This window comes from Bacillus cereus group sp. BfR-BA-01331, assembly GCF_022663915.1.
In the GTDB taxonomy this organism is placed as follows: Bacteria; Bacillota; Bacilli; order Bacillales; family Bacillaceae_G; genus Bacillus_A; species Bacillus_A mycoides.
Genome location: NZ_JAKUGJ010000025.1, coordinates 1 through 25,456 on the forward strand (window position 1 = coordinate 1; position 25,456 = coordinate 25,456).

Below are 25,456 nucleotides of genomic sequence, written 5' to 3' on the forward strand. Positions count from 1 at the left end.
GAAACCCGTCAGGGTTTATTTGATGTGCCTACTTTTATAACATCTATAACAGATAATAAAAAACTACGTGGAAAGACCGCATTTTGTATAAGAATATACGTTAAGTTGATGGATGTGTGGTGCTACCCCATCGCTATCAAGCTAAAATTTTTTAGTACCCCCAAAACGAAATTTTGTGCTAACTTGTAACCCAAAAGCTCATTTTATCGTTTTGGGGTGGATTTGTTTACTTAAGTTGATGGGCATTGGGGCACCATATCAAAATAATGCACGTTTAGACACATTTTGGACACATTATAACTGGTTCCCTGTAAGTTAAGGAACCGGTTACTAGTATACATTCTGCTAGAAATGAACGAATACTAATACTTTAATTTACTACAGAAAGAATTTCTTCTGATAATTCTTTTAATGGGATATATAGTTAAATTACTATATCACTTGTGTTCTCCAAACCTTGAGGGCAAATTTCAACGGATGCATCCAGATCTGCTAAATCTATAGTATCTTCCATATAGTCATTTCCAGCTATGCGTGAAAAAAAATCCATAAATAATGGGAAAGGATTTTGAAAGTTATTTTCAATCCATCTATCTTAAACTCCTCAACTCTTACTAGAGGTCCCGCCAACCCAATGATATAAAACTCACGCTAAGACATTTTTGGTTGGCGGGATCCCATAAAAAAAGACACTTTGGAGTGTCTTTAAAATAAAGCTATAAGATATCCACGGAAATTCCATACAGCATACAAAATCCTTATTTTAAAGATAAAGAGCGCTTTTTAAGGCGCTCTATGACCAAGACTCATATCGAAAAAAGGTGATTATGATTATATCGTATGTATGTTTTTAGTGTATGTGCAACTTTTAAGTAAACAAATAAAGGGCACACATATAAGCGTGCCCTTTGAAAGGTAGATTTCTATGCGTGGAGGGTCTCCATACAATAACATATGCTCGTCCTATAAAAAGGTGACAAAAATAAATAAAAGAAACCCCGATTTTATGCGGGGTTTCTAAGGGTAATCGTCAAGTAATGACGTACTCGACTAATTAACAATATCATGAATTTCTTGGTAAAAATACTGGTAAATGCGTCCAAATGAATGGGGCATCATTTTGAACAAAAACGCTATTTGCGCGACACGTTTCCTTATAAGTGTGTAAACACGAAATAGGAGGGTTATCACTTTGATAACAATAACTGATTGACTGAAAATAGGAATGAAAGCCGTCAGGTTGAGCTGAAACTACTTATCTAATACTCCTACATGCAAGGCGTGATAGTAGTCATAAATTGTATGAAGCTAGGTGAAGTCGGCTGAACAAAGCCTAAGTGAGAAATCATATGGTGATGGATAGGTCGGGATGCTACAAAATATCTATGGTGAGAATGTCCGACAAAGGACTGGCGAACTTGCGAATGTACGGGTCTAAACGTTTAATACATCAGAAATGTGTATGTCGTTAATGACAACGTTATCTATCGAAAAGTAAGATTAAATAGTATGAAATTCGGAACATCTAACAATGAGGATATAAAGGTAACAGGCTTACAGCAAGCACCTAAGGATATATGTATAGCTAGGTCAAACGGAACGTGATAAGCAAGAAACTGTCAACAACGCCTACTAGCGGACAGATGCATATAAGGTTCTAACGAACCGAAATTGCTCCATTCTTGTGAAGGTGGGGACACAGTACCGACGAAGCATGTAACGAATGTGGAGGGATAGTCCCTAGTCTTGTTCTTTGAAAGCTAAATCAATTAGATGTAACTCACAGGATCGAGTAAGATGATGTGACCTTTCGTAAGAAAGGGGAATGAATACGTTGGTGAGTACAAAACTAAGTTTGTAATCTGGTTGCTTTAGTATAAAAGGATAAGATGGGACGCTGTATGCGATGAAAGTCGCACGTACAGTGTTAAGCGGGGAAAAAGATGGAGATAACTTCAAAGTCTTACCTATCGCAACAGTTACAAAAGAATAGAACACACAAATATGTGTGCTCTTAAAAAGATAAGTGGTGTAAGTAAAGTGTTTTATGAGTAAATTCTTAATAGTGTATGTCTTACTTTGGATTTATGAAGCTTGTCACTAAAGAAAATGGTTATGTAAAATCTAGAAGTAATTTAAACAACGTCCTTATTTAAGCGGAAAAAGAGCGCCCGGGAAAGCGCTCTTTGACCAAGACTCATATCAAAAATGATAATGTGACAGCAATATATAATATGTATGTTTTTAGCGTATGTGCAAATTCTGAACAAAATCTTTATTTGGAGGTATTTGAATGAATAGGGAATTCTTTTGTCCTTGCTGCGGTTTATATTTCTGGAGTCAACAATATGCAAAAAAGGAAGGAATCTTACATCGTGTTAAGGTTACTTGTCTTAATGAAGAGTGTGAGTTTCACAAAAACCCAGAACGGGGAATGTTATTTGCAGTTGATACTATGGGATTCGCTTATTATGTAGAATCTGATTCGGAAAGAATACAGGAAATAAGATGGTCATCTGCTCGTTATGCACATCCGGAAGTGATTGAGATTTATAGAAAACAAGGAATACCAAGTAAATAATTTTTATAACAAAAAACGCTATTTTAATGAGTACTTCTCATAACAAAAGAGGACCTGCTATGTATAGCAGATCCTCTCCTAAAATGGCAAAGAGTAACTCTTACCTTACTCTTTGTTCAAATACTACATGATTTTTAATAAAAAATCAACAAACTTTATATTGAGAAATAAAGAAATGCCATTTTAATAAAAATTTCATTTTGTATTAATTTAGAACACAAAAAGAGCACTTAATAAAGTGCTCTCGTGACGAGATTATCCATTTGTAAAGACTATTTCAATATATAAAGAAAGGAACACAAAATATTATATGTTTGTGCAGTCAATTGAACGATAAACAATTGAAGAAAATAAACAAACTCCGTAAAGCTTGTAATCTAGTTACTATAGTATAGAAGCATAAGGTGGGACGCTGTATGCGATGAAAGTCGCACGTACAGTGTTAAGCGGGGGAAAAGATGGAGATAACTTCAAAGTCTTACCTATCGCAACGAATAGAAAGAGAGGAATAACAATGGGACAAGGAAACCGTTGGAGCTTATCAATCTATCAAATGAAATGTATCAAAGAGAGGGCGTGGCGCTTATAAACAAGCGTCCGACTCCTGTGAAGGTGTTAAAAATAGTTTATGGACGTGTGAAAGATGGATATTACGAATCTAAGAGTACAGTAGATTATGACGGTGTATATAAGGGACGAACCATTGCATTTGAAGCGAAATCTACAAACGAGATAAATAGATTTGATTTAAAGAACATTGCACAGCACCAGCTAGGCTACTTGGAGAAAGCAGAGAAGATGGGAGCAATATGTTTCTTCCTTATCGGATTTAGCAAGGACCAGTCAGTATTCGCGGTACCACTATCAGTCATTCAATATTATGTAAGGATGTCGCAGCAACCAAAAGGTAAGAAGTCCATACCAAGAGCAGACGTTGATATTTATGGGTACTTAGTAGAACAGACATAACGAGCACCGATTGATTACTTACAATACGTTGATGAAGCAGTTACTCTAATTATGTTTGATGGAATGATTCAATTTGATCAGGACCATAAGAAAGTAGCAAATAACATTGAAGAAGCAAAAGAGAAGATGGCCAACAAGAAATACAAGTTATTAAAGGCTTAATGGATAACGGAACCATGCAGAGTGGATGGTGGGGGCTACTCGCTATGGCATGGTTCCCTTATTCAACAATGAGACAATAAAATTTCACGTACCTGATGTAAATATGAAAATTAAAATTTAGAAATAAGGGGATTCCTTCATGGAATAATTATCTTTATTACCAGCAATCGAGGACAAGAAAGTGCAAAAGTAAGTAGTCAGCATCTTAAAGGAATACCGTGCATTAAAGATGCGATTCAATAATGAAGTGGAACAAGAAGGAATCAGTCTGTTTCCAAAGATACGAAATTCAAGAAGGGTAAGCGAATTAAAAGTGAAACAAATAGAGAAGACTTTGAATCATATCCTGGATGAATATGAAAGAAACATCATTACTATGAGGTTCTTAGATAATAAATCAGTTAAAGATTCATTCGTACAAAATAAATTGATGATGAAGAACTCATACTTTTACGAGAAGAAGAAGAGTGCTATTAAATTGATTGCTACTACATTAGGGATCATTTGAAAATGGCAGAGAAAATGCAGAGAAATAGCATATTTTTTAGGGAGTTTTTGCAAATGAACATAACAGTAAGCTATTCCTATAAACAGTTCTTTGAAAAGAGAATACGTTTTTGGGATAGCGTTCCCATTATAATAACGTTACTCGGTGACGCGGAGGCTAGAGGGAATAAGAGCTTCCCGAAATTATTTATATTTTACTTCTCATTGAGTGTATAAGCGTACCGCCTTTCATTTGTGGACTCATAGGTAATAAAAACACACCTGTCATGTGGATTTCTTGATTTCTATGTTAAAACCGGATCGTTTTACAAATGGGGGGGTTGGTCTGTTCGATTGAATGGACCACGTCTCCTTGCAAGAAGAAATAACTCAATTAAATTAGTAAATAGAGTTAGTTAACAAGGTGAAGTTTATGCAGGAAATAACAGTGATTAGGTGTTGAAAATGGCGGTTTTAAGCCGATGTATAAAATTATGAATAACTCTTATTCATAGGGAATAACAAAAGTACTGATATCATGGTATTTCCCGGTTACCTAAAGAATACTCCTTCCTCAAGCGTGTGAAGGAGTATTCTTTCAGAAAACGATAAAACAAATATATGTGTCAAAGAGGATCATAGTATGAATTGAATATCCTGCTATAACCCTCTGATTTGTTAATTTAAAATTCAACATATACTAGGAAGGCTCTACACGTTTTCCTATAGATACGAAAATTTCCAGGGAATATTGGCGAAGAACAATGATATTTACAAAGACCAATAAATAGGCGTGAAACTGATTTTAGTTATATAAAAATTACATAACTAAAATCAGTATTATTGAAGTACTGTAATACTAATATAAATCGATAAAATTAAAATTCATCTTCCGAAATTAGATTGCCGGCATCATTATCTTTCGTCAATCTCTGCTTCAGATAATTTTCTTTCGTTGTCCGATCATTCTTATGACCGACTGCAGCTGCGATGACATGAGGTGGTAATCCTTTGTAATCATACAGATACTGTACATAAAAATGTCTAAAGAAGTGAGGAGTAATTCGGATATTTTCTGTAAAAGGTAACTGAGTATCCTTTATGATTTTAGAAATATATTGTGACAAGTAATTATCTCTATAACCAGTATGGCTCTTAGTTTGAAATACCGTTCCACCATTTATATTCCCAATGTCTATAGGTAATCTTCTTCGAACTCGAAATGCGGCAATACGATTAAAAATCTCCTTATTAATAGAAACAATTCGTTCATTATCTCCCTTTGTATCAACCGTTAAATAGTATCGTCCTCGTATAGCGTCATACTCAAGATTTTCCCACTTTGCATGGGCCACTTCTGCAACACGTAACCCTGTAGTAGCAAGAACCGATAATAAAGCATAGTTAATTTCATTATCTTTATAATAATGTAGCAACTGTTTCACTTCTTCGTAAGATAATTCGCGTTTTGGTTTATGTTGCTCATTTACCGTCGTGCTAAGAATCTCCACATGAAGGGGTTCCTGGATATATTGAATTTCATACAACCATTTCAAGTAAGAGCGGATTACACCAAGTTTTCTACTAATTGTAGATGCTTTGTACTTTTCTTTTGATTGATAGGAGATTGCCTCCTGGGATAACCACTTTTGGTAGTTTCGGATATGTCGTTTTCTTAAGTTTCTCCAAACTTGGCCAACTACATAATCTTTAACATCTTGCTGCAGAAACTCTGTGCTTTGTTTGATGAAAAAATAGAACTGGCTTAGATCGCGTGCATATAGAATCCTGGATGAATCCTTTATACGTTTTTCTTGGTCAAAATGTGTTTGTCGATTTAAGTAGTAGTACAATATTTCTTCATCTGAAAATCCCTCATATGTATATGAATCTTCTCTTTCGTTATTTTCCTTTTTAAATTCAGCTTCATTTATATAATCACGATTCCATAATGCAATTATGTTTGCAAAACTCTGTTTTTGTTTCTCTATATTTTCTAAAGAAGTTTCACTATGAATTGTAATCAATTCAAATTTCATTGTCATTCAACTCCTTATTAATTTCTTTTATATCTATTATTATAACTGAATTACATTCAAAATTATTTACATAGTAAAATTAAATTTTATAAAAATGAAAGTGCAATATGACTATAGAAAATCTCACATTTTCTATGATTATAATTAAATTAATTTTAAATGTAATTTTATACATGTTTTTTAAAAATACAAAAATTAATTTAGTTAGAAAACGTAGTTGGATTTCTTATTATTTTAAAAATAAATTAAGTGTTAATTGTGTTATAATTAATTTGAATTATATAATTTAGTAATTTAAATTTACATAATAAGATTATAAGTATCACAAAAAAGAATCATACTCGTAGGGGGAAAGAAAATGTTTGAAATGCAAGAAACGAATATGAATACGAATGAAGTAAAGGCTTATTTAGAAATTAGTAGCTTCATTTTCAGTACTCTTATGAAGCAAGGCAAATTAAATCCAATTAATAGAGATACCTGGCGTTTAGATGGTAGTTTTTTATTTAAGCGAGAAGATATAGAAAAATTGAAAGAAGAACGTGAAATAGAAGGGATTACCTTATATCAAGCAACCAAAAGTTATAATGTGAGTATGTATCAACTTGAAAAGTGGATTGAAGAAAAGGATTTAACTTATACTATACAGAAACATCGTAATCGTGAAACGAAATTTGTAAAAGAAGATGAAATACAAGAATTGGTACAGCAATTGGATCAGACAAATACTCTCTACACATTCTCACAAAAGCATAATGTAGTATTGTTCCAAAACTTTATGGAGGGTAATAAGTTAGCACGAATAATATCCATTCCGAAGCGTGGGGATATTATTCTTATTGATGAGTTTGGAAACAATATGACATTAGATGATGCAATTAAAATGGGGTATAAGCCTGCATATATTTTATCCGATAAACCAAGAAGTCATCACCAAAAGTTTGTAAAGTTTCGTTTTCCTAAATCAAATCAATTACGAAGTAACATTTTTCACTTAATTGACTTAGTACTACAGTATGTATCACCAAGAAATATTAAGGTTTCTGAGGAAGATAGTTTTTGGTATTTTGATGTTCGTCAATCCATTATTCAATTACCAATGCAAATGCAGGTAGAATGGATTGATTGTTTAACCCCATATATAATAGAAGGAAAATTAACAAGACGTGTTAATAATAGCGTGTATTTAGATAGCAGTAGTGTCACTAAGGCAGTAACGATAACAAGCAGTGAATACCATGCAATCACAAACATTGTAAAAGAAACGAATAGTTCTATTGAAGAATTTATTGCATCCGCTATTCGCGAAAAGATTTATGATTATCCAAGCGTCACACAAATAATTTACAAATAAAAAATGGCCTATTTTTTATTAAAGGGGGATTTTTATTTGTAAAAGTGGATTAAAGATAACGCAACACAGATCAACATTTAGATGCCGCAATTGATGGATCAGCTGTACCGGGAACTTTGCAACAGAACCAGATGAAAACAAAGGATTGCGCAAAGTAGAAAGTACAGAACTAGCAAATTATATAAAAAATTATAACAAAGGCTATGGTAGTGAACATTGTCACATAAGCCATAGTAAGAGACAGCAATCGCTGTCTCTTACTAAACTAACGCACCTGTTAGTTTAAGTGCATATCTTCACAATCTTGTTTAAATAGACTCCACTAATATGTAATCCTGACTCTAAAGTAATTCAGGATATATAAGATATACTACACGATGACACATGTTGTTTAACAATAAATTTTAATGTGTACCAACACTTTGTTAGATACGCCTATTTTTTTATGTTTTTCTCACCCGTTTATTACTACATTGGTGTTCCGCCAACTCAATGACATAAAACCTACGTTAATACATCTTTTTCTTAATTAGTTGTTCTGAAGTACTGTTAACCAAAATATCACTTTAAACCCTTCATCAAATATAATGAAACATACTGCATGAAAGGAGATAACTACATGAGTCATAGGGAAGAGAATTGTCACAAGAAAAAGGGTGAAAAAATACCTATTGGTTTTTGTGAAAAGTGTTTACAATCCAAAATGAATTGTCGATGTTGCGTGGTCTGTGCACCACAACCTTGTCGATGTCAACAACAAAATGAAGACCAAAGTCAAAATCAAGAACAGAATCAAGAAGCAACACAAGTTCCTATTCAAACTGGTTCAGAACTAGAAGCAAATCAAGAGCAAGACCAAGAACAAAACGCTATCCAAGAAGGTTCAGACCAAGATCAAGATCAGGACCAAAATACAATTCAAATTTCCAAACAAGAAGGTGCAGATACTGACCAAGAACAAAATACAACACAAAATCCAATTATCATTGGTCCTTCTCCTGATCAAGAAACTTCGCAAAATACCGACACGACATCAACTTTGAATACAATGGTAACACCAACTGTCACATCTGATACGGAAACCTCTTCTAGCAATGTGACTATGCCCATTACAGATACTGAGTCTACAACAACTATTACTCCAACTATTACGAACACGACAGAAACCACACCCATGACAACCCAAACAACAAATCAAAATCCTACACAAATGACTTCACAAGAAGGTCAAACTCAGGAACAAAGTGAAACACAAACACAAACTTTAGGAGACCAACTCCAAGCGCAAGGACAACAAACTATTCAGGGTCATACGAATGACTCTCCGTTAAACAACAGTCAAACCATCTCTACTACTGTGAGTGGTGTAACTGTAAATCTAAGTGTTGAATGTGGTTGTAACGAAAAGAAAAATCGTAAAAATAACAAAAAAGATTGTGAACGAGAAAAATGTGAAGGTTGTGATTGCTGTACTTCGTCCATCGCTACGCTCTTACAAATGGTTCAAACCGCACAGGCTGCCATTCCACTTCCGATAGATAAACAAATTACAATTTATACAAATACCCTACTACCAACCGGAAATCCGATTCCGAACCAAGTTCTAACAAATGTGAATGATTGCATTTCTGTAACTTTTATAAATGCAGGTCAAGTTACTACCACTCCAAATACCACACTACAAATTAGTACCATTGCAGGAATTAGTGCTGTCAATGATATTGCTAGCACTAATGATATTTTCGATTTCTTACCGGGTATCGCAAATAATTGTAGTAATTTCCAAACAGAAAATAAATGTTGTGATTGTGATTCGAAATGTGATTGTGAACAAAATTTGTGTTGTTTTAATACACTTCGTTCCGAATTAGAGACGTTTGCAACCATTGGTTTGAAAATCAATTTGTTTATTAGCGGTCTTGCAACAAGTATTGATAATCTTTTTGTACTAAAAATATGTGATTGCCTTGCATTTTTTGTAGATAATTTAACAACACCAACGACGATTTATGTATTTTCTTTATGTTCGATTGCGGGTTACACAGTTCCCGCACAAACTTTATCATAAAAAAGAGAGTGTTGAAAGGATTCCATTCTTCACTCTCTTTCCCCCTATTTTTTATTCATTTTCTTGATTCTTTTCCTTCTCTTCTTCAATGGGAACAACAACCGACTCTTCTTTATTTCCCGTTGTTCCTATTTTATCCATACTCACTTGGATCTGCTGTTTTGCATCCGTAAGGATGCTTTGTAAACGTTCGTGTGTGTATTTTAGAATTTCTTGTTTATTTGCAATTCCCATGTCACGAACGTTCTTTTTCACTTGTACTTTTTGTAGTTTAAAATTTGTTTTTAAATCAGATAAAACCTCCCTAATCATAGTTGTAAGTTCTCTTTCTAATGCTTTATCTTCTTTTGGAATCGAATCTGATGAATTTGTACTAGAAGTGAACACACTTGAGTGCTGTGTATCCATTACATACACCTCCCATTTTGTTTTCTATAACATACTCTATCCGTAGGAGAAAAAGAACGTAAATAATTTAGAAAGAATATAAGTAAATCCTTTTTTTGATTCTAACTAAGGGTGTAACCTCTGTAAGAAATTTCTAGTTCAAGCCTTAAACTTCATTTCACTTGTCTTTCAGTAAAATAAACAGTGGAGCTTACATCACTTATGAATTAATCAGTTATAAGAAAGTCAGTTACTAAAAAACTACATCTCCATTTTCATCAAGGCCCCAAAAACTTAGGTAACTACCATCTCCCCAGCAAATTGAGAACATTGAACTGCTTGCTTTTTCTTTGATTTTGGTAACTAACCAACTGCATGTATCTTTGTATGTCTTATCAAACTCGTCCTCAAATTCGAGATAAATATAGTAATCTGAATTCTCCTTTTGTCGTTCTTCTTCCACTAACCTGCCCTATTAGTTGAGTAAGGTAAGGCAAGATAAAACAACAATCGTTACGAACAGAATAATAATAAATAGACCAAACATATTTTATATATATAATATGTTTGGTCTATTTTTTTACATACGTTTGAAGGTTGTTACCCTAAAATAATTAAAATTTCTGTCTTTTTTGTACAGTTAAATCAGTATGTTTAAAATTAAGGGATTTAGCCGAGATACATTTTAAACTAAGTTATAAGGATATTATTACATTGAGAAAACCACGATCTAAAAATAATCGTGGTTTTTTTGTGTGTTGTTGAATCAAATACAATTGATCCAACATTGATATTTATTCCGCCTCTTATTTTATTAACAGGACCAACAGGAACGGCAATAACATCAGTATTTTGCTCAGTAACGATTTTACTAAAATTAGTTCAGACGGTTATACCTAACTCAAGTATTAATATTCTGGGGGGCAAGCCCCCTTTGATATATTGAAAGCCATTTGGAATGAATACATATTCTTTATACATTATGGAATGGGTTTATAATTGTGACATAAGGACTTGTTTTTATAGTTTCTTAGGTTTTTTTCCTATACTTGTGAGTTTACTAATTCATTAGTTATAGAGTGTAAGTGGGTGAAAAATAAGGGTTCTGGTGCAAATATCTGAAGAATAACACGGAGAATAGTAAATTCCCAACGGAATCGTATTTTATGCTATAAGTCCGAATAGTTGGTGGATGAACTCTTTTTGATTTTGGACAGACTGATTTTCTAAATCAAACTGTCCTTTTTTATCATATGCATGGCATCAACGCCACTCAATATAGAGATTGCTGTTTTAAATGACTTGAACCCCAACATAGAACGCACACGTTTCTTAATAAAACGATGATCTTGTTCCACTATATTGTTGAGATATCTAACTTTCCTAATCTGTATGCCTTCAGGCATATGTTTCTCTTTTTTCAACGCTTGAATTGCTACAGGATAGGTAGGATTCTTATCTACTGTTATCACGCGAGGTTTAGCAATATACGAAAAAATCAATGCTTTCTTGAAAAAGCGCTTGGCTGCTTGTTTATCTCTTGATTTACTTAGATAAAAATCAATGGTATTTCCTTCTGAATCAACGGCACGATATAAATACGTCCATTGACCTTTTACTTTAATATAGGTTTCATCGACTCTCCATGAATCATTTGTTGATTTAAGATGATGTCGTACTTTCTCTTCTAATTGAGGTCCATATTGATGAACCCATCGCATAATCGTTGTGTGAGCGATGGATAATCCTCTTTCTTCCATCATTTCCACCACCTTACTGTTAATAATATGAGTTCAGGCTGATAATGCTTCCATTTGAATAAACTTTCCCTTTCCATACCGATCACCCACCTTTTTAGAGTAATACTATCAGTATGTCCAAGTTTAGGAGATTACTTTCAATTATCTTGAAGTTTTCGCACCAGAACCTAGTTATCTTAAGGCTGTGTTAGACTTGCCAAGCGAGTTAAATAATTCATCTGTTAGAGCTATGTTTAAAGATAGCTCTTTTCTAGTATATATTTCCTTCTACTAGCGGAACCTAATTAAAACCTGTTGAGAGGGAAGCTAAGTGAGTGGAATTGTTAAATTTGGAATTAGGCTTCTGAAATCGATGGGACAAACAGTTGATCTTGTAATTGGAGAAGCGGCGGTGAATGTAGGGATTGTGAATCCGCTCTTAGTATTATTGTTTTAGTTACTGCGATTGATTTTGGACTATATGGAATCATTTTAGATCTTATTGCACTTACGATTCATATAACAAATTTAAAAAGTGTTGGTATTCCTTATATAACTCTTATTGCTCCTGCATTTTTTTAGATTGAAAAGAAGAATTTATTCGTCTGTCAAAAACGATATTGACAGATAAATCAGATTGATATCGAATGAAATATTCTATAATAAATCTAGAGGAGCAAAAATAATTGAAATCATTTTAGCATGGAGATGAAAAACTTAGGAAATGGGAACTTGGTTTTGTGGCATCTTCAACTAATTTTGGTATAGGTGCGTTGTCTATGCCGCGAGATATCGCTATGCAAACTTTATTTTCAGACGGTGGGATTATTTTGATTTTAAGTGCATTGATATGAGCTTTATTGTGTTAACGCCTTTACTAGTTTTTATTATATATAAGATAAAATGAAGGAATGGTGGAAATGAAATGTCTTCTTAAAGTAATAACAATTACGTTTTTAGCTGGGGCTATCAGCGGTTGCTCTGAGTTAACTGAAATAGAAGAAAGAGGATTTGTTGTAGGTGCAGCTTACGATATTGTAAAAAAAAAGAAATCCAATCCAATTATGAAAGGGACGTATCAGATGGTAATTCCCAGTAAGTTAACGCAACAAGGTGGAAAAGGTGTAGGGAATAATTATATTGATGTGAGTGCAAAAGCAGATAGTGTGTTTGAACAAATACGAATAATCTCTAAAAAAATGAGTCGTACTTTATTCTTTCCACATATACAAGTAATCATTTTTTCTGAAGAATTACTCTCGAATCCAAATGTTTTACAAAATACGTTAGATGTATACATTCGAGATCATGAAATGAGAAGAAATATTCGTCTATTTGTTTCTGAGAAAAATGCAGAAGCAATCTTGAAACAAAATGCAAAACCAGAAAATTTACCGGCACAGTATATTGATATGCTAGCTGAACACCCTCCCAAAAATGCTCAGATGGTTGAGGCAGCAAGAATTGGTGACGTGCAGGAAAAGATAAATTCAAAACGAAGTTTTGTACTACCTGTCTTAGGGCTAACAAAACAAGGGATAGAAATGGAAGGGGCTGCGTTGTTTCGTGGGAAGGATAACAAGTGTGTTGGAATGTTAAACGGAGAACAAACATTGGGAATGAACTTTGTAATTGGTGAAAAATTAGGAGGTTATTTTACCATACGTAAAAAGAATCAGCTTATTACATATGAAATTCATAAGCTACACCGAAAAATAAAGGTATTTACTGAAAATACTACAAAACCGAAGTTTGATGTTCATTTATTTCTCGAAGGTACTTTGGCGGAGTTGCATTTTAGTGATCATAAACAAGTTATGAATGAAAAACGCTTAACGAAGGACATTTCAAAAGAGATGGAGCAAAGGATTCAAAAATCAATAAAGCTTGTTCAAAAAAAACATAAGGTGGATGTATTAGCGTTAGGAGAAGTATATAAGCGGCATAATTATAAAGAATGGAAGAAAATAAGTAAGAATTGGGATCAAGGTGAAAATTATTTTAGTAATGCTGAAATTAATGTTCATGTTCATCCAGTAATTGAACATTCAGGCTCAGCTTTACCGAAGAGAGTGAAATAAGGTGATTTGAGTCGTTACCAGATTAGACATAAGTTGTACGATATTAATGGTGGTTCTGTTAGGTGTTATATATTTTATTTTTATTACTCTGGTTGCTTCATTTACATTGCCTTTATCTCCTACATAAATAATATGTGAATTTGTAAACAATGAACAAGCCTTCACATTATTTACTCAAATTCCACATTCAGCTTTTGCTAATATTTCTTTTTAACTAAAGGTTTACTGAATGACTTGTATTTGGTCTTTAGGAATAGGTATTATTAGAATCGCGCATTATTAGTCAACGAAAAGAAAATATAAAAATAAAAGCAAGTTTTTTAATAAAATAGTATCGATACTAATTAGGTTATTTGCATTATACTTGGTGCAAAATATGAAGGATATAACAGTTAGGGGAAATGCAAGGAAAACCAATGTATATTTGAAGTGAAAGAGCCGATCCTTATATTTGTGAGTCGGCTTTTTCTGTTTAATAGATACCAAATAAGAGCGCAATATTTTAAAGGTCATTTTGTGATATAACTAAGTTGAATTGTGAACTACTCGCCACTAAGCAAAGCTTGAAGTGGGAGCTTCTCAGTTCCACGATGAAAGTAACCTTCCGTCTCCCTGAGCGTTACTTCGGGGTGTAGATGTCCAACGCTTGGACGCTCTCTTGGTACGGTTGATATTTTAAGCAGGAACCAAATGGCTTGGTTTTGGCACTCTATTTTCTTCCTGCAACCTTACATATCAAGTTATCAAAGAACTTCATATAGCTAGTTTATCAAAAGTTTTTGGCTATGCCAAACCGAAATTCATCTCCCACCTACCGTTGAGCTATCGCCCTTCACACGCTTGAGGAAGGAGAATTCTTTCGGTAAATTCGTTAAAGATGAAAGTTGCATTAGTAACAGGTGCTAGTAGGAGAATAGGGCGTAGCATTGCCATACATTTGGCGCAGGCGGGTGCGTTAGTCATAGTAAACTAAAGTAAAGTTGTTAAACAAAGATGTATATTGACATCAAATTTTAGCTGTATAAAGATTAAGCCAGTTATGTTGTGCAATGCTGTATGAAGAAGGTAGGGCGGAATTTCAAACATTAACGAGTAAATTTAATAATCTCATCAACAGCCTTGATATAACCACGTGCCTCACGGAATGATTGACTGATTTTTTTGCATTCTCTTTGTAAGTTGAATCCTGCAACACCTCATTAACGGCATGCTTTAAATCCTCGGCCGATTATAGGCTATAATTAATTTTTTGAAAAAGACATAATCTTATTTGGATTAAACTTTATATAACCTTAGCTTGATGGGCGTGGGGTACAGCTAACATTTTTGAAATTTTGTACGATAAGCGAATTTTAACCCGAAAAGTCGAATTCCTGTACGTTAAGTGAAGTGACTTTTCATTCACATAATCCGTATTATTTGAAGTTAATAAAGTATGTTACACTCTCTTCTTTAAGAACGTTTCCATAATATCCTTCTTAAATCTTTCATAATCAAACTGAAAAGCTACATTATGCGTTTTATAGCCTGGATTAGTAGCAAAACGAAAGTCTGCAATGCTTTGACCAAATCCCTCTCCTTGATCAGGAATAATTTTAATGGGTACTCTTGAAAGGCTAACAGCCTCTTGATTCAGCAAATACCACACTGTTACAAAATCATGCATAGGGCTTCCGCTTATACCAGGATTAGACTTGGAGTAGAAATTATAATAATAGTCTAACATAGGTTTGATGATGAGTCCTGCAAGATCCTGTGTATTCCGATGAAATGCATCGATTTGCTGAACCATTTCGGGTGTAACAATCGCATGTTGAGTTACATTTAACGGAATAATTGTTAAGTTCTTCGCATGCTGCAGAATTAAGTTTGCTGCATAAGGGTCAGCGTAAAAGTTAGCTTCAGCAACGGCAGTCACGTTACCTGGATAGAAAAAAGCTCCGCCCATGCAAATGCATTCTCTTACGTTTCGCATTGTTTCTAAATTCAATACAAAGGTCGTAGCTAGCGAAGAGAGTCTTCCCAAATTGATAATTGTAAGGTCGTCTAAATTTGAATGTATAATTTGATAAATATCATTTAAAGGATAAACTGGATAAGAAATTTCAGGGGGAATGATAGGTCCTAATCCGACTTTTCCATGTACCTCAGGGAAATACTGAAGCAATATACCCGTCAACGGTACAGAAGCACCAAGGAATACAGGTATCTCTTTTTTTCCCGCAATGTACTTCAAATAGTTAATATTTCTTATTACATTTTCTCTTGATACATTTCCATAATCGGCTACAATCCCTACAAGTTGAATATCTTTACGAAAAAAGGTGTACAGCATAGCAAACGCATCATCAATTCCCAAATCTGTAAACAGGAGAACCTTTTTTTTCATATGTCTTCCTCCAAAAATTATAGAATCCTACTTTCACTAAGGATGTAGTGATTAGACTACGCATGTACATATATATTTTATGTATTCCTAAAGAGTAGATTCTATTCATATGTAGTTAAACTAAAGGGGGTACCATACATTTCCATCAACCTAAAGAATCAAAATCCCTCCATAATAAAATGTTTATTTCGAAAATAAGACGTTTTGAAAAAATACATTTTTGTAATGAATCTGTAGTAAAATATTTACATTCCAGATTTATAATAGGGGTAGGTGATACATTTCATTTTAACAACTGTTACATTCGAATAAATAAAATTAAGCATCTCAAGCAATGAATCGTGTAGAACACAAACATGACGACGATGCATACTAGACCTTATAGAAATCTTGATGCACTTCACAATCAAACAGAACAAAATACAATAATAAAGGAGAGAAACAATGACTTCCATTACATTTGATTCAAAAAAACGGATTATTACGGAAGAAGATGTTGAGATTTTAAAAATAATGGCACATCCCATTCGGCTTCAGATTGTGCAAGAATTAAGCAGCCAAAAGTCTTTCAACGTTTCTCAATTAACTGAGATTTTGGACATACCACAGTCCTCTGTTTCGCAGCACTTATCCAAAATGAAAGGGAAAATATTAAGATCTGAGCGAAAAGGACTAGAAATGGAATAATACATCTTAAGTTTATACAATTAGTTAAACGGTTACCTGAAAAATCAATTGTATGAGATACGTTCATTACAATTACCCTATTCACATATGCTCTACCTTACATTCGCGGCAAATAATAAAGATTCCTGTTGCATACTGTATACCCGTGAGGTTTATTTACAGAATTTGAATGTAATCTGCTATTCACCTTAAATAAAAAAGGAGAATTGGCTATACAGCTGCTTCTCCTTTTTACATTATCTTTAATTCATCATATGTTTTTTTCTACTCAGTCTTTATAATCCTTAGACTTTTCCCATACACCCTTCGAAATAGTCACTAAAAAGTGTCTAGCTCGAAGGGTATTTTTTGTGGGAGAACTATAAAAGAGAGTTTATAGTGACTTTTAGGTACTATATTTTGTGATTTCTTGATGAGTATAAAAAATTATCATTATCTTTTGGGGCAACAACAGTTTTAATGAAAAACAATGGATAGATAAGTAAATATCCGTTAAATACCCACCAAGTAATATCGAAATCATTGCTATAAGCCCAAAATGCAATGGCTTGTAAACCAGAACAAAATGTTAAAATCAGTGATATTAAAGCAAGGGAACTCCAAGAAGAACGTTTTTTGTTATATAGGTATATGCTGGTAAGTCCGGTAATGGAGATTAATATATCCAGCGGGAAAAACGACCAATTCCATGCCACGATGATTGGATTATCATAATCCTTAAATGCCCAACTTTCCGGTATAAGGTGGAAAATAGTAACTAGCCAATAAAGAATAAACCCAATATCAGTTACGAAAAAAAATGGTTTTAAATATTTCATTTTTTCCTCCTATACAAATTTAGTATATAGTATGTCATGTCTAGGATGTGCTTTATATTATTTTGTTTACCCTAGGAATACGGAGCAATAGAATACTTATCCCTAGTGATAAAACTAAGGTCAAACTTGTAACTGTAATCGTTTTTAAAATAACATTTAAATCAAACGAACTAAACATAAGTTGTAAGCCAACAATAATTGGTCCCTGAATTATATATATAGAATAACTAGAACGGCTAATTATACTAAGTAGGGGAGTAGTATAGTTTAATTTCTTCTTGAATAGGACTAATAGTTTTAAAATTATGCCTACAAATGTAAATGGCTCCCAAAAAGAATAGTATAGCGATTCAAGTGTAAACCCACCGAAAAAGTAATTTATGCGATCCTCGTCTAAAAGGAATACAATAGGCATCGTTATTATAGAAACTATTGAAATTCTAAAATAAATGGATGCAACTCTATCGTTTATTTGATTTAGCCAGTTATTTCTGTATGCAATGATTCCGATTATAAATAATGCAATGTACTGAGGGAAATATCCAAGTGTGAAGTCATGTATGTATAGTCGATCAGTTGGAAACAGTAATCGAACAATAAAGTTACAGATACCCATAAATATAATAAAGACGAATATTTTCATAATGCCTGGAAAACTAATCTGCGGTATTTTTATTGCCGTAGTTTTTCTGATTATGGCATACATTACAGTAAAGTAGAATAACGCCATAACAAACCATAAATTATAAAAGCCTAATGACGAGAGATAACTTTGTTTCTTTACAAGGTTGATACTCAAGGGGTTTAAAACAAAGAAATAAACAAAAGCAGGGATAAGAAGTTTAGGAACTCTATCTCTCAAAAAATTAGAAAAGCCTTTGTTGTCAAAAGACCTAGGTGAAAAATATGCTGCGATAAAAAAGAAAAGGCCCATAAAAAAGCTTTGGCATAGAGCGTTTATTAGAGTAAGGACAGATGTGGAAATGGTATCATCCGACGGTTCTATATAATACCATCCTCCAGCTCCCCCGTAGGCACTACTCGTATGAAATAAGACAACTAAAACAGCAAGAAATGCTTTTAAGTTGTTTATATAATGGAGTTTCTCATTGCCCATTTACTCGTCTTCCGCCTTTCATATACTACTACCTTTAGATGCCACCCCAGCAACAAATGTATGGCTTAATTTAAATTCATTGCCCTGTTGAATAAATAGATTTATTTGTTCTTTAATTTTATGTAATATTTCTTCTTCTCTATCTCTATCGAGTACATCTAAGAAGCCAGCTGCGGCACCAGAACGAAAAACCCATTCCATCGCATCTTCTGCATCTTTACAAGGCAGGATTTGTTCCCCTTCCCAGCGATCAATTGTATTTAAATTCCCTTTATTAAACCATTTTTGTAGGGTAAGAGAATTCGGTGGCAAGTTAATACTGATGTAACGTTTTAAATATGTAGGGTCATTACTAAGAACCCGTTCAAATGCTTTCATAAGAATTTCTTCTGAATCACATCTTGTTTCTATTATTCCAACTTGGCCATTAGATTTTAGAACACGATGGACCTCTTTGAGAAAAATAGCTGGATTTGTATAGCAAATAGCCCAACCGCACACCACCGTATCAATGCTTGAGCTAGGGATTTGTTTTAAAAATTCCACCATATCTCCTTGGTGCATATTGAATTTCAATCCAGAATATTTAGATATTTTATTCCGTGCAACGTCTAGCATACCAGCAGATTGATCGACAGTTGAAATAGTGCCTTCACCATTTAGACGATTGGCCACCTCCGCAGTAATAAAACCAGTTCCACAAGCTAGTTCTAATACGTGTTGTCCAGGTTGTATATTCATTTTATTTAGTAAACCTAGTGAATGTATTCCCATTGTACTAGAAAAGAAAGAATCATAATCATCACTAGCTTTATCGTAATCTTTGGAGCTATCTGCATATTGATTCGAAACTTTAAACCATGCAACTCGTGCTGCTAATTTGACTTTGTTTAACATGAATTTCCCTCCGTAAATAGTTAATTAGTGATTAAAACGGCTACCTACCAACAATACTAGAGTGACCTAATGAGATGTCATTTGTAAAAAAACGGAATTTGCAAACCCAGAATTCATGCTATCACTGAGAAAAAATTTCGTCAAGTTATATTTTATGTACATGATATACAAATTATATAAATAAAATTAAGCGGAGTTTCTCAGAATAAGATTGCAAAATTTACTAAGATGTTAATAGAAAGGGGCAATTAATTAGAATTAATCAGAATTATTTAGCACAAAATGACATAGAGTCATATTCTAACTTTCAGATAAAATAATTAGAAGTATTTGACAGACGATACCATATTGTCATATCATAATTTTCAGACGAGTTAAAATCGTCAATTATTTCCAGAATCTCAACGGAAAGGAGGATAATACTGAGTGACAAGATTTCAAAGTCTGAAAAAAAATCCGCTAACTGGATTACTTGTAATTTCTATGGCCGTATTTATCGATATGTTGCTATATAGTTTAGTGGTTCCTATCGTCCCTTTATATGTTACGAAATTTGGAGCTTCTCAGACTACTGTTGGGATTTTAATAAGTTGCTATGCTTTTACTTTTATAGTTTTTACCCCGATTTTAGGTGTAGTATCTGACAAGTTCGGAAGACGTGGCTCAATGCTTTGGGGAATGGTAGTACTAATAGCAAGCACTTTAATGTTTGCTTTCGCAAGTAATATGTACATATTAATTCTAGCAAGGCTATTACAGGGGATTGCCGCCGCTGCCACATGGACCGCTGGCTTAGCCCTTATTACCGACCTATACCCAGCAAATAAAAGAGGTAAGGCTTTAGGGACCGTTATTACTTTCATGTCAGCTGGAACACTTCTAGGGGCACCTGTTGGTGGATTGTTATATGAATGGGGAGGATATCAACTACCTTTTCTACTGGCAGCCGGTATTGCGTTATTAGATGGTTTAGCAAGGATGTTTTTATTAGAAGATCCACCGAAAGATAAAGAAGCAAGTAGTGTAGACATCCTGAAAATATTTAAGGACTTTGAAGTGTTAAAAATCTTTGGAGTTGTTTTACTTGGGTCATCCGCAATAAGCATTCTAGAACCAACATTGCCTATTTATCTTATGGAACATCTAGGCGCAAATACTGTACATATAGGTTTTCTGTTCGGGATTACAACCCTTGCATATGGATTGGCAAGTCCAATTGCCGGTTGGTTATCAGATAAAAGTGGGACTTTTTCTATTATGATGATTGGTTTAATCATTCTGGCTGTATTCTTACCTTTAGTAACGATTCCAAATTCATTGGTATTAGAAGGAGTTATATTGTTCTTTTTAGGGGCAGCGGCTGGTTTGGTTTTGACACCTACACTTCCAGAACTAGCGAATTCTGTTGATCGCTTAGGAGGGGGAGCATATGCTACTGCATTTGCCGTTTTCAATGTTGCGTACTCTGTCGGAATGATGATTGGTCCAATATTCGGTGGCTTTTTTGCAGATATGTTTAATGTATCAACAGCTCTTTATATTCTAAGTGCCATTTTGGTATGTTACAGCATTGCATTAAGATTTTTGAAGGGCGAAACAAAAAAGACCGAACATAAAAATTATTTATAGAATAATAGCCTTATAACTTAGTTTTTATTGTGCTTAAGGAAATTGGAATTAGCAATTATAAAATAAATGATATCAGGGATATTTGGAGGAAAACAATGGACATATTTAAAAAGTGTTATGATTGGGATTTTGTTAAGGGATTACGAGAAAATAATATGTATCCTTATTTCAAAAAGATACAAAATAAATTCGGAACAGAGATAGTTGTGGATTCCAATAAAATGTTGATGGTCGGTTCTAATGATTATTTAGGTCTATCTAACGATGTACGTTTAATAGAAGCTTCTGCGGAAGCAGCCGCAAAGTTTGGAACTTCTTCATCTGGTTCAAGGTTTTTAAACGGAACTTTATCCATTCATGAAGAACTAGAGGAACGGTTAGCAAGGTTTTTACATAAAGATAGAGCATTGGTATTTTCAACAGGATTTCAGACAAATTTAGGTGCGATTTCCCCTCTATTAGGACGACATGATATCGCAATTATTGACCGAACAGTTCACGCTTCTATTGTAGATGGTATACGTCTAGGATACGGAAAAATGAAACGTTTCCACCATAATGATATGGAAGACCTTGAAAAACAACTTAAAAGTTGCCCAGAAAACGTAGGGAAACTAATTATCGTTGACGGTGTTTTCAGTATGGAAGGCGATTTAGCAAAACTCAAGGAAATAGTAGAATTGAAAAAGAAATATGGTGCACGAGTGTTAGTTGATGATGCACATGGAATTGGGGTTCTTGGAAAAAATGGCCGTGGTACATGTGAGCATTTTGATGTCGAGTCTGATATTGACCTGATTACTGGTACGTTTAGTAAATCATTTGGTAGTTTAGGAGGATTTGTTGCTGGTGATGCCGATGTTATTGATTACATTCAGCACCAGGGAAGAAGCATGATTTTTAGCGCGAGTATGACTCCTTCAAGTGTAGCTGCCACAATAAAAGCATTGGATATCATAGAAAGTGAGCCAGAAAGACGCGATAGATTGTCTCAAACTACCCAAAAAGTGTGTGGTGAATTAACAAGATTAGGTTTCAACATAGGTGAAACAGAAACACCAATTATACCGATCATTATAGGTGATACTACAAAAGCATTTTCATTTTGGCAGGGCTTAATGCAAAACGGTTTATTTACAAATCCAGTTATTTCTCCAGCAGTACCGGAAGGAAGCGAATTACTTCGCACATCATTTATGGCTACGCACACAGATGAGCAAATTGATGAAATACTAAATATTTTCGAGAAGGTTGGCCATGAGTTTAACATAATTAAAAATGAAGTAGGTGTATTATCTACTAACTAAGTTAATGTTAATCGTTCTGTTATTTATTGAGTTTATATTGCATTGAAAAATAGAGTGAGTTTACTGCCTCTATTTTTCTTTTTAAAAAAGTATTGCATAATATGTAAAATTTTGGTAATATATATATTAACTTGTCCTACTACTTACACAGTAGTAGAAAAAAACTAGAGAACTTTTCTCTAGTTTTTTTTGTGAAGATATTCTATATTTACTATTCATGAGTTGTGATAATGCAGAAATGACGCTACTTATGTAAAATCACATACTGGAAGTTATCCAGATGGAAACCCTTATAACAACATAAACCCTTATAAGGGGTAATGTCACACATCCATCAACTTAAGGATAGAAATTAAATATGTTTTTGTTCAAATAAACTAAATAAAGGAGTGTTCTTTATGTGTACTAGTTTGACATTACAGACAAAAAGCGGTCAGCATCTTTTTGCAAGAACGATGGATTTTACATTAGAATTCAATCAAGAAGTAATAATAGTTCCTCGAAGTTATCAATGGAACAATATAACTGGTGAAACCATCGAGGCGAAGCAAGCTGTTGTCGGGATGGGGATTAACCATCAAGGAAGGATACTACTGGCGGACTGAGTAAATGAATCAGGTATGACATGTGCAACACTCTATTTTCCAGGATTCGCTACTTATAGTAACAGTATATATGACAATAAAACGAATCTGGCTCCATTTGATTTTGTGGCATGGAGTCTCACACAATTCAATTCTGTCGAAGAGTTAAAGAAATCTGTAGATAGTATTTCCTTTTTGGATGTACCATTACCTGTTTTAGGAGTTACTCCACCGCTACATTGGATTTTAACGGATAGATGGGGAGATTGTATTGTACTAGAGCCGACAACTGAAGGACTAAAAATATATGATAATCCTCTTGGGGTAATGACCAATAGTCCTGAGTTTAACTGGCATTTACAAAATTTAAGACAATTTATTGGTCTTAAATCGCAGCCATATGCGCCAACACAATGGAGTGATTTGCCATTAAGTGCTTTTGGACAAGGATCGGGTTCGATGGGACTACCTGGGGATTTCACCCCACCATCAAGGTTTGTGCGGGCAGCATTTGGGAAACAAAATATTCAAGGTATAGATAACGAAGAAGAGGGGGTATCGGCCATATTTCATATCTTATCAACTTGTGAGGTTCCAAAAGGTGGAGTGATAACGGACGAAGGTACATTAGACAATACCATATATACAAGTGCAATGTGTATGGAATCCGGTACATATTATTACCATACCTATGATTGTAGACAAATTATAGCTATTCATTTATTTCATGAAAATTTAGATACAGAAGAAATAAAAACATATCCGTTCCACAGGAAGCAGAAGATATTTTATGAAAACTAATTAGATTTGGAAGAACATTTAAAAAAGCAAACTTAATTAAGTTCGCTTTTTTATAATAGACGATACGACTCATACTATGACTTTAAACACTTACATTCATACTGATATTTTTTTATATGTAGTATTTTTTATGGTAGGGGGTAGAAATACAAAAGTGGTCCAATTGAATTCGATATGAGAAAGATAATAGTTCAATATATTTCTGATCATTTTAAGCGAAGGGTAAGTGATTGAGATGAATAATATATATAATGAAAGGACACATACATCGATTAAACAATTATTTAACAAATTTCCACCAAAAGCTCCTGGCTTTGCATATATCGCTAGTTTCGATAGCGGAGTAACTTATAAAGGTGCAGTTGGCTTAGCTTCTATAGAGAAAAATCTACCCATAACTACCAAAAACGTTTTTAATATTGCCTCAGTTTCTAAACAATTTACAGCGTTTTCTATATTACTCTTAGAACAAGAGGGGAAATTGAATTTAGATGATTCAATTGTAAAGTTTGTCCCTTCTATAGGAGCATATGCTGAACCTGTAACATTGAGACATCTAATTCATCACACGGGTGGACTAGTTGATTATATGGAATTGGCTGAAGCAGTAAATATTAAATATACGGATACATTAACAGTGGAAGAATCGCTAGAACACCTTAGAAATCATCAAATTGCAAGATTCCCGGTTGGAACAAAATTTGAGTATAGCAATACAGGATATTTTTTATTATCACAAGTGGTAGAGAAGGTAAATGGCAAGTCTCTACGTCAGTTTACAAAGGAGCGTATTTTTGACCCTTTAAATATGAGAGACACAACAATTGTAGATTACTACCAAGCTACTATATCAATTACTAGTGGATATTCGAAGAATGAGCAAGGAACATATAAAATCTATGAAAGCCCTTGGGAACATACAGGGGATGGGGCAGTTCATGCAACAGTTGAAGACCTGGTAAAATGGGGAGAGAATTTAACTACAGGTACCGTTGGTGGAAATGACCTTGTTAAAAGGATGAGCGAAATAGGTCCAAAAATTTCTCCAACTGGAGAGACGATTATTGACAATGAAGATTATGCTTTTGGGCTAAGGCTTGCGGAAGGTTTTAACTGTAAATACTTGGAGCATTCAGGAAGCTGGGCAGGTTATCGTTCACACTTCATGCGGTTTCCAGAAGAATCTTTGTCTGTTGTGGTACTAGGTAACTATGATGAATATGACTCTAAAAAATATGCTAATGAAATAGCAGAAATTGTTTTAGAAAAGTAAAAAAAAAATAGAGCGTAGAAGACAGTTTTTGGATTTGGTTTACCCCACTTTATTTTAGGTATAATTGATTTTGAAAACGGAAGGCAAG

17 protein-coding genes and 6 pseudogenes are annotated in these 25,456 nt (G+C 33.9%); 15 read left to right on the forward strand and 8 right to left on the reverse strand.

The genetic code is table 11. The features are described from left to right. The 5 genes and pseudogenes from MR155_RS26205 to MR155_RS26220 form a co-directional block, all read left to right on the forward strand. Positions 1–189: hypothetical protein (locus tag MR155_RS26205; protein WP_242311510.1), on the forward strand; the 189-nt coding region annotated here is incomplete at its 5' end. A gap of 2,104 nt (positions 190–2,293) precedes the next feature. Beyond that, positions 2,294–2,581: a hypothetical protein gene (locus tag MR155_RS26210; protein WP_201063625.1), complete on the forward strand. Its 288-nt coding sequence runs from the start codon at positions 2,294–2,296 to the stop codon at positions 2,579–2,581. A gap of 421 nt (positions 2,582–3,002) precedes the next feature. Further along, positions 3,003–3,170 (forward strand): hypothetical protein, encoded by a 168-nt coding sequence (locus MR155_RS32290; protein ID WP_374100929.1) that lies wholly within the window; start codon positions 3,003–3,005, stop codon positions 3,168–3,170. Then, positions 3,140–3,712: pseudogene (locus MR155_RS26215) on the forward strand (Holliday junction resolvase RecU). The gene MR155_RS32290 and the pseudogene MR155_RS26215 overlap by 31 nt, the downstream one beginning before the upstream one ends. A 166-nt stretch (positions 3,713–3,878) precedes the next feature. Next, a pseudogene (locus tag MR155_RS26220) lies at positions 3,879–4,220 on the forward strand (ArpU family phage packaging/lysis transcriptional regulator). An 856-nt stretch (positions 4,221–5,076) separates the two neighbouring features. Here MR155_RS26220 and MR155_RS26225 read toward each other — a convergent pair. Continuing rightward, on the reverse strand, positions 5,077–6,237 hold the full coding sequence (locus tag MR155_RS26225; RefSeq protein ID WP_201063626.1) for a tyrosine-type recombinase/integrase: 1,161 nt from the start codon (positions 6,235–6,237) through the stop codon (positions 5,077–5,079). Positions 6,238–6,595: 358 nt separating this feature from the next. Here MR155_RS26225 and MR155_RS26230 point away from each other — a divergent pair, with 358 nt between their 5' ends. Both MR155_RS26230 and MR155_RS26235 read left to right on the forward strand, forming a co-directional pair. Continuing rightward, positions 6,596–7,591 (forward strand): DNA-binding protein, encoded by a 996-nt coding sequence (locus tag MR155_RS26230; protein WP_242311512.1) that lies wholly within the window; start codon positions 6,596–6,598, stop codon positions 7,589–7,591. 721 nt (positions 7,592–8,312) lie between these two features. Next, positions 8,313–9,659, forward strand: coding sequence for a hypothetical protein (locus MR155_RS26235; protein ID WP_242311514.1), 1,347 nt, complete (start codon positions 8,313–8,315; stop codon positions 9,657–9,659). A 51-nt stretch (positions 9,660–9,710) separates the two neighbouring features. Here MR155_RS26235 and MR155_RS26240 read toward each other — a convergent pair whose 3' ends face one another. From MR155_RS26240 to MR155_RS26250, 3 genes and pseudogenes are all read right to left on the reverse strand, one after another. After that, positions 9,711–10,067, reverse strand: a complete 357-nt coding sequence (locus MR155_RS26240) for a hypothetical protein (protein WP_242311515.1) — start codon at positions 10,065–10,067, stop codon at positions 9,711–9,713. Positions 10,068–10,299: 232 nt separating this feature from the next. Next, a complete protein-coding gene (locus MR155_RS26245) occupies positions 10,300–10,509 on the reverse strand; it encodes a DUF4241 domain-containing protein (RefSeq protein WP_242311516.1) in 210 nt (69 codons plus the stop codon). Between the two features lie 701 nt (positions 10,510–11,210). Next, positions 11,211–11,883 (reverse strand): annotated as a pseudogene (locus MR155_RS26250) (IS6 family transposase). 254 nt (positions 11,884–12,137) lie between these two features. On the opposite strand from MR155_RS26250, the pseudogene MR155_RS26255 reads away from it, so the two are divergent. The 3 genes and pseudogenes from MR155_RS26255 to MR155_RS26265 all read left to right on the forward strand — a co-directional run. Beyond that, positions 12,138–12,369, forward strand: a pseudogene (locus MR155_RS26255) (spore germination protein); the annotation flags it as partial. A gap of 336 nt (positions 12,370–12,705) precedes the next feature. Next, positions 12,706–13,866 (forward strand): Ger(x)C family spore germination protein, encoded by a 1,161-nt coding sequence (locus tag MR155_RS26260; protein ID WP_242311517.1) that lies wholly within the window; start codon positions 12,706–12,708, stop codon positions 13,864–13,866. A gap of 877 nt (positions 13,867–14,743) precedes the next feature. Then, positions 14,744–14,836, forward strand: a pseudogene (locus MR155_RS26265) (hypothetical protein); the annotation flags it as partial. 468 nt (positions 14,837–15,304) lie between these two features. Here the strand turns inward: MR155_RS26265 and MR155_RS26270 are convergent. After that, on the reverse strand, positions 15,305–16,255 hold the full coding sequence (locus MR155_RS26270) for a nucleoside hydrolase (protein WP_242311518.1): 951 nt from the start codon (positions 16,253–16,255) through the stop codon (positions 15,305–15,307). A gap of 444 nt (positions 16,256–16,699) precedes the next feature. Here MR155_RS26270 and MR155_RS26275 point away from each other — a divergent pair, with 444 nt between their 5' ends. Continuing rightward, complete coding sequence (locus MR155_RS26275) at positions 16,700–16,942, forward strand: ArsR/SmtB family transcription factor (RefSeq protein ID WP_201063413.1); 243 nt, start codon at positions 16,700–16,702, stop codon at positions 16,940–16,942. A 392-nt stretch (positions 16,943–17,334) separates the two neighbouring features. Here the strand turns inward: MR155_RS26275 and MR155_RS26280 are convergent, their stop codons facing one another. From MR155_RS26280 to MR155_RS26290, 3 genes are read right to left on the reverse strand one after another with little or no spacing between them, the layout of a single operon-like run. Next, a complete protein-coding gene (locus MR155_RS26280) occupies positions 17,335–17,760 on the reverse strand; it encodes a YvaD family protein (RefSeq protein WP_242311519.1) in 426 nt (141 codons plus the stop codon). A 52-nt stretch (positions 17,761–17,812) separates the two neighbouring features. Further along, positions 17,813–18,877, reverse strand: a complete 1,065-nt coding sequence (locus tag MR155_RS26285) for an acyltransferase family protein (RefSeq protein WP_242311520.1) — start codon at positions 18,875–18,877, stop codon at positions 17,813–17,815. Between the two features lie 18 nt (positions 18,878–18,895). Then, positions 18,896–19,774, reverse strand: coding sequence for a class I SAM-dependent methyltransferase (locus MR155_RS26290; protein ID WP_076539111.1), 879 nt, complete (start codon positions 19,772–19,774; stop codon positions 18,896–18,898). 426 nt (positions 19,775–20,200) lie between these two features. On the opposite strand from MR155_RS26290, the gene MR155_RS26295 reads away from it, so the two are divergent. The 4 genes and pseudogenes from MR155_RS26295 (at position 20,201) to MR155_RS26310 (ending at position 25,368) form a co-directional block, all read left to right on the forward strand. Beyond that, positions 20,201–21,403 (forward strand): MFS transporter, encoded by a 1,203-nt coding sequence (locus MR155_RS26295; RefSeq protein ID WP_242311521.1) that lies wholly within the window; start codon positions 20,201–20,203, stop codon positions 21,401–21,403. A gap of 95 nt (positions 21,404–21,498) precedes the next feature. After that, positions 21,499–22,710 carry an aminotransferase class I/II-fold pyridoxal phosphate-dependent enzyme gene (locus MR155_RS26300; RefSeq protein ID WP_242311522.1) on the forward strand — a complete coding sequence of 404 codons (1,212 nt, stop codon included), beginning with the start codon at positions 21,499–21,501 and terminating at the stop codon, positions 22,708–22,710. A gap of 398 nt (positions 22,711–23,108) precedes the next feature. After that, positions 23,109–24,095, forward strand: a pseudogene (locus MR155_RS26305) (choloylglycine hydrolase family protein). Positions 24,096–24,330: 235 nt separating this feature from the next. Then, a complete protein-coding gene (locus MR155_RS26310; RefSeq protein ID WP_242311524.1) occupies positions 24,331–25,368 on the forward strand; it encodes a serine hydrolase domain-containing protein in 1,038 nt (345 codons plus the stop codon). The last annotated feature ends 88 nt before the right edge of the window (positions 25,369–25,456 follow it).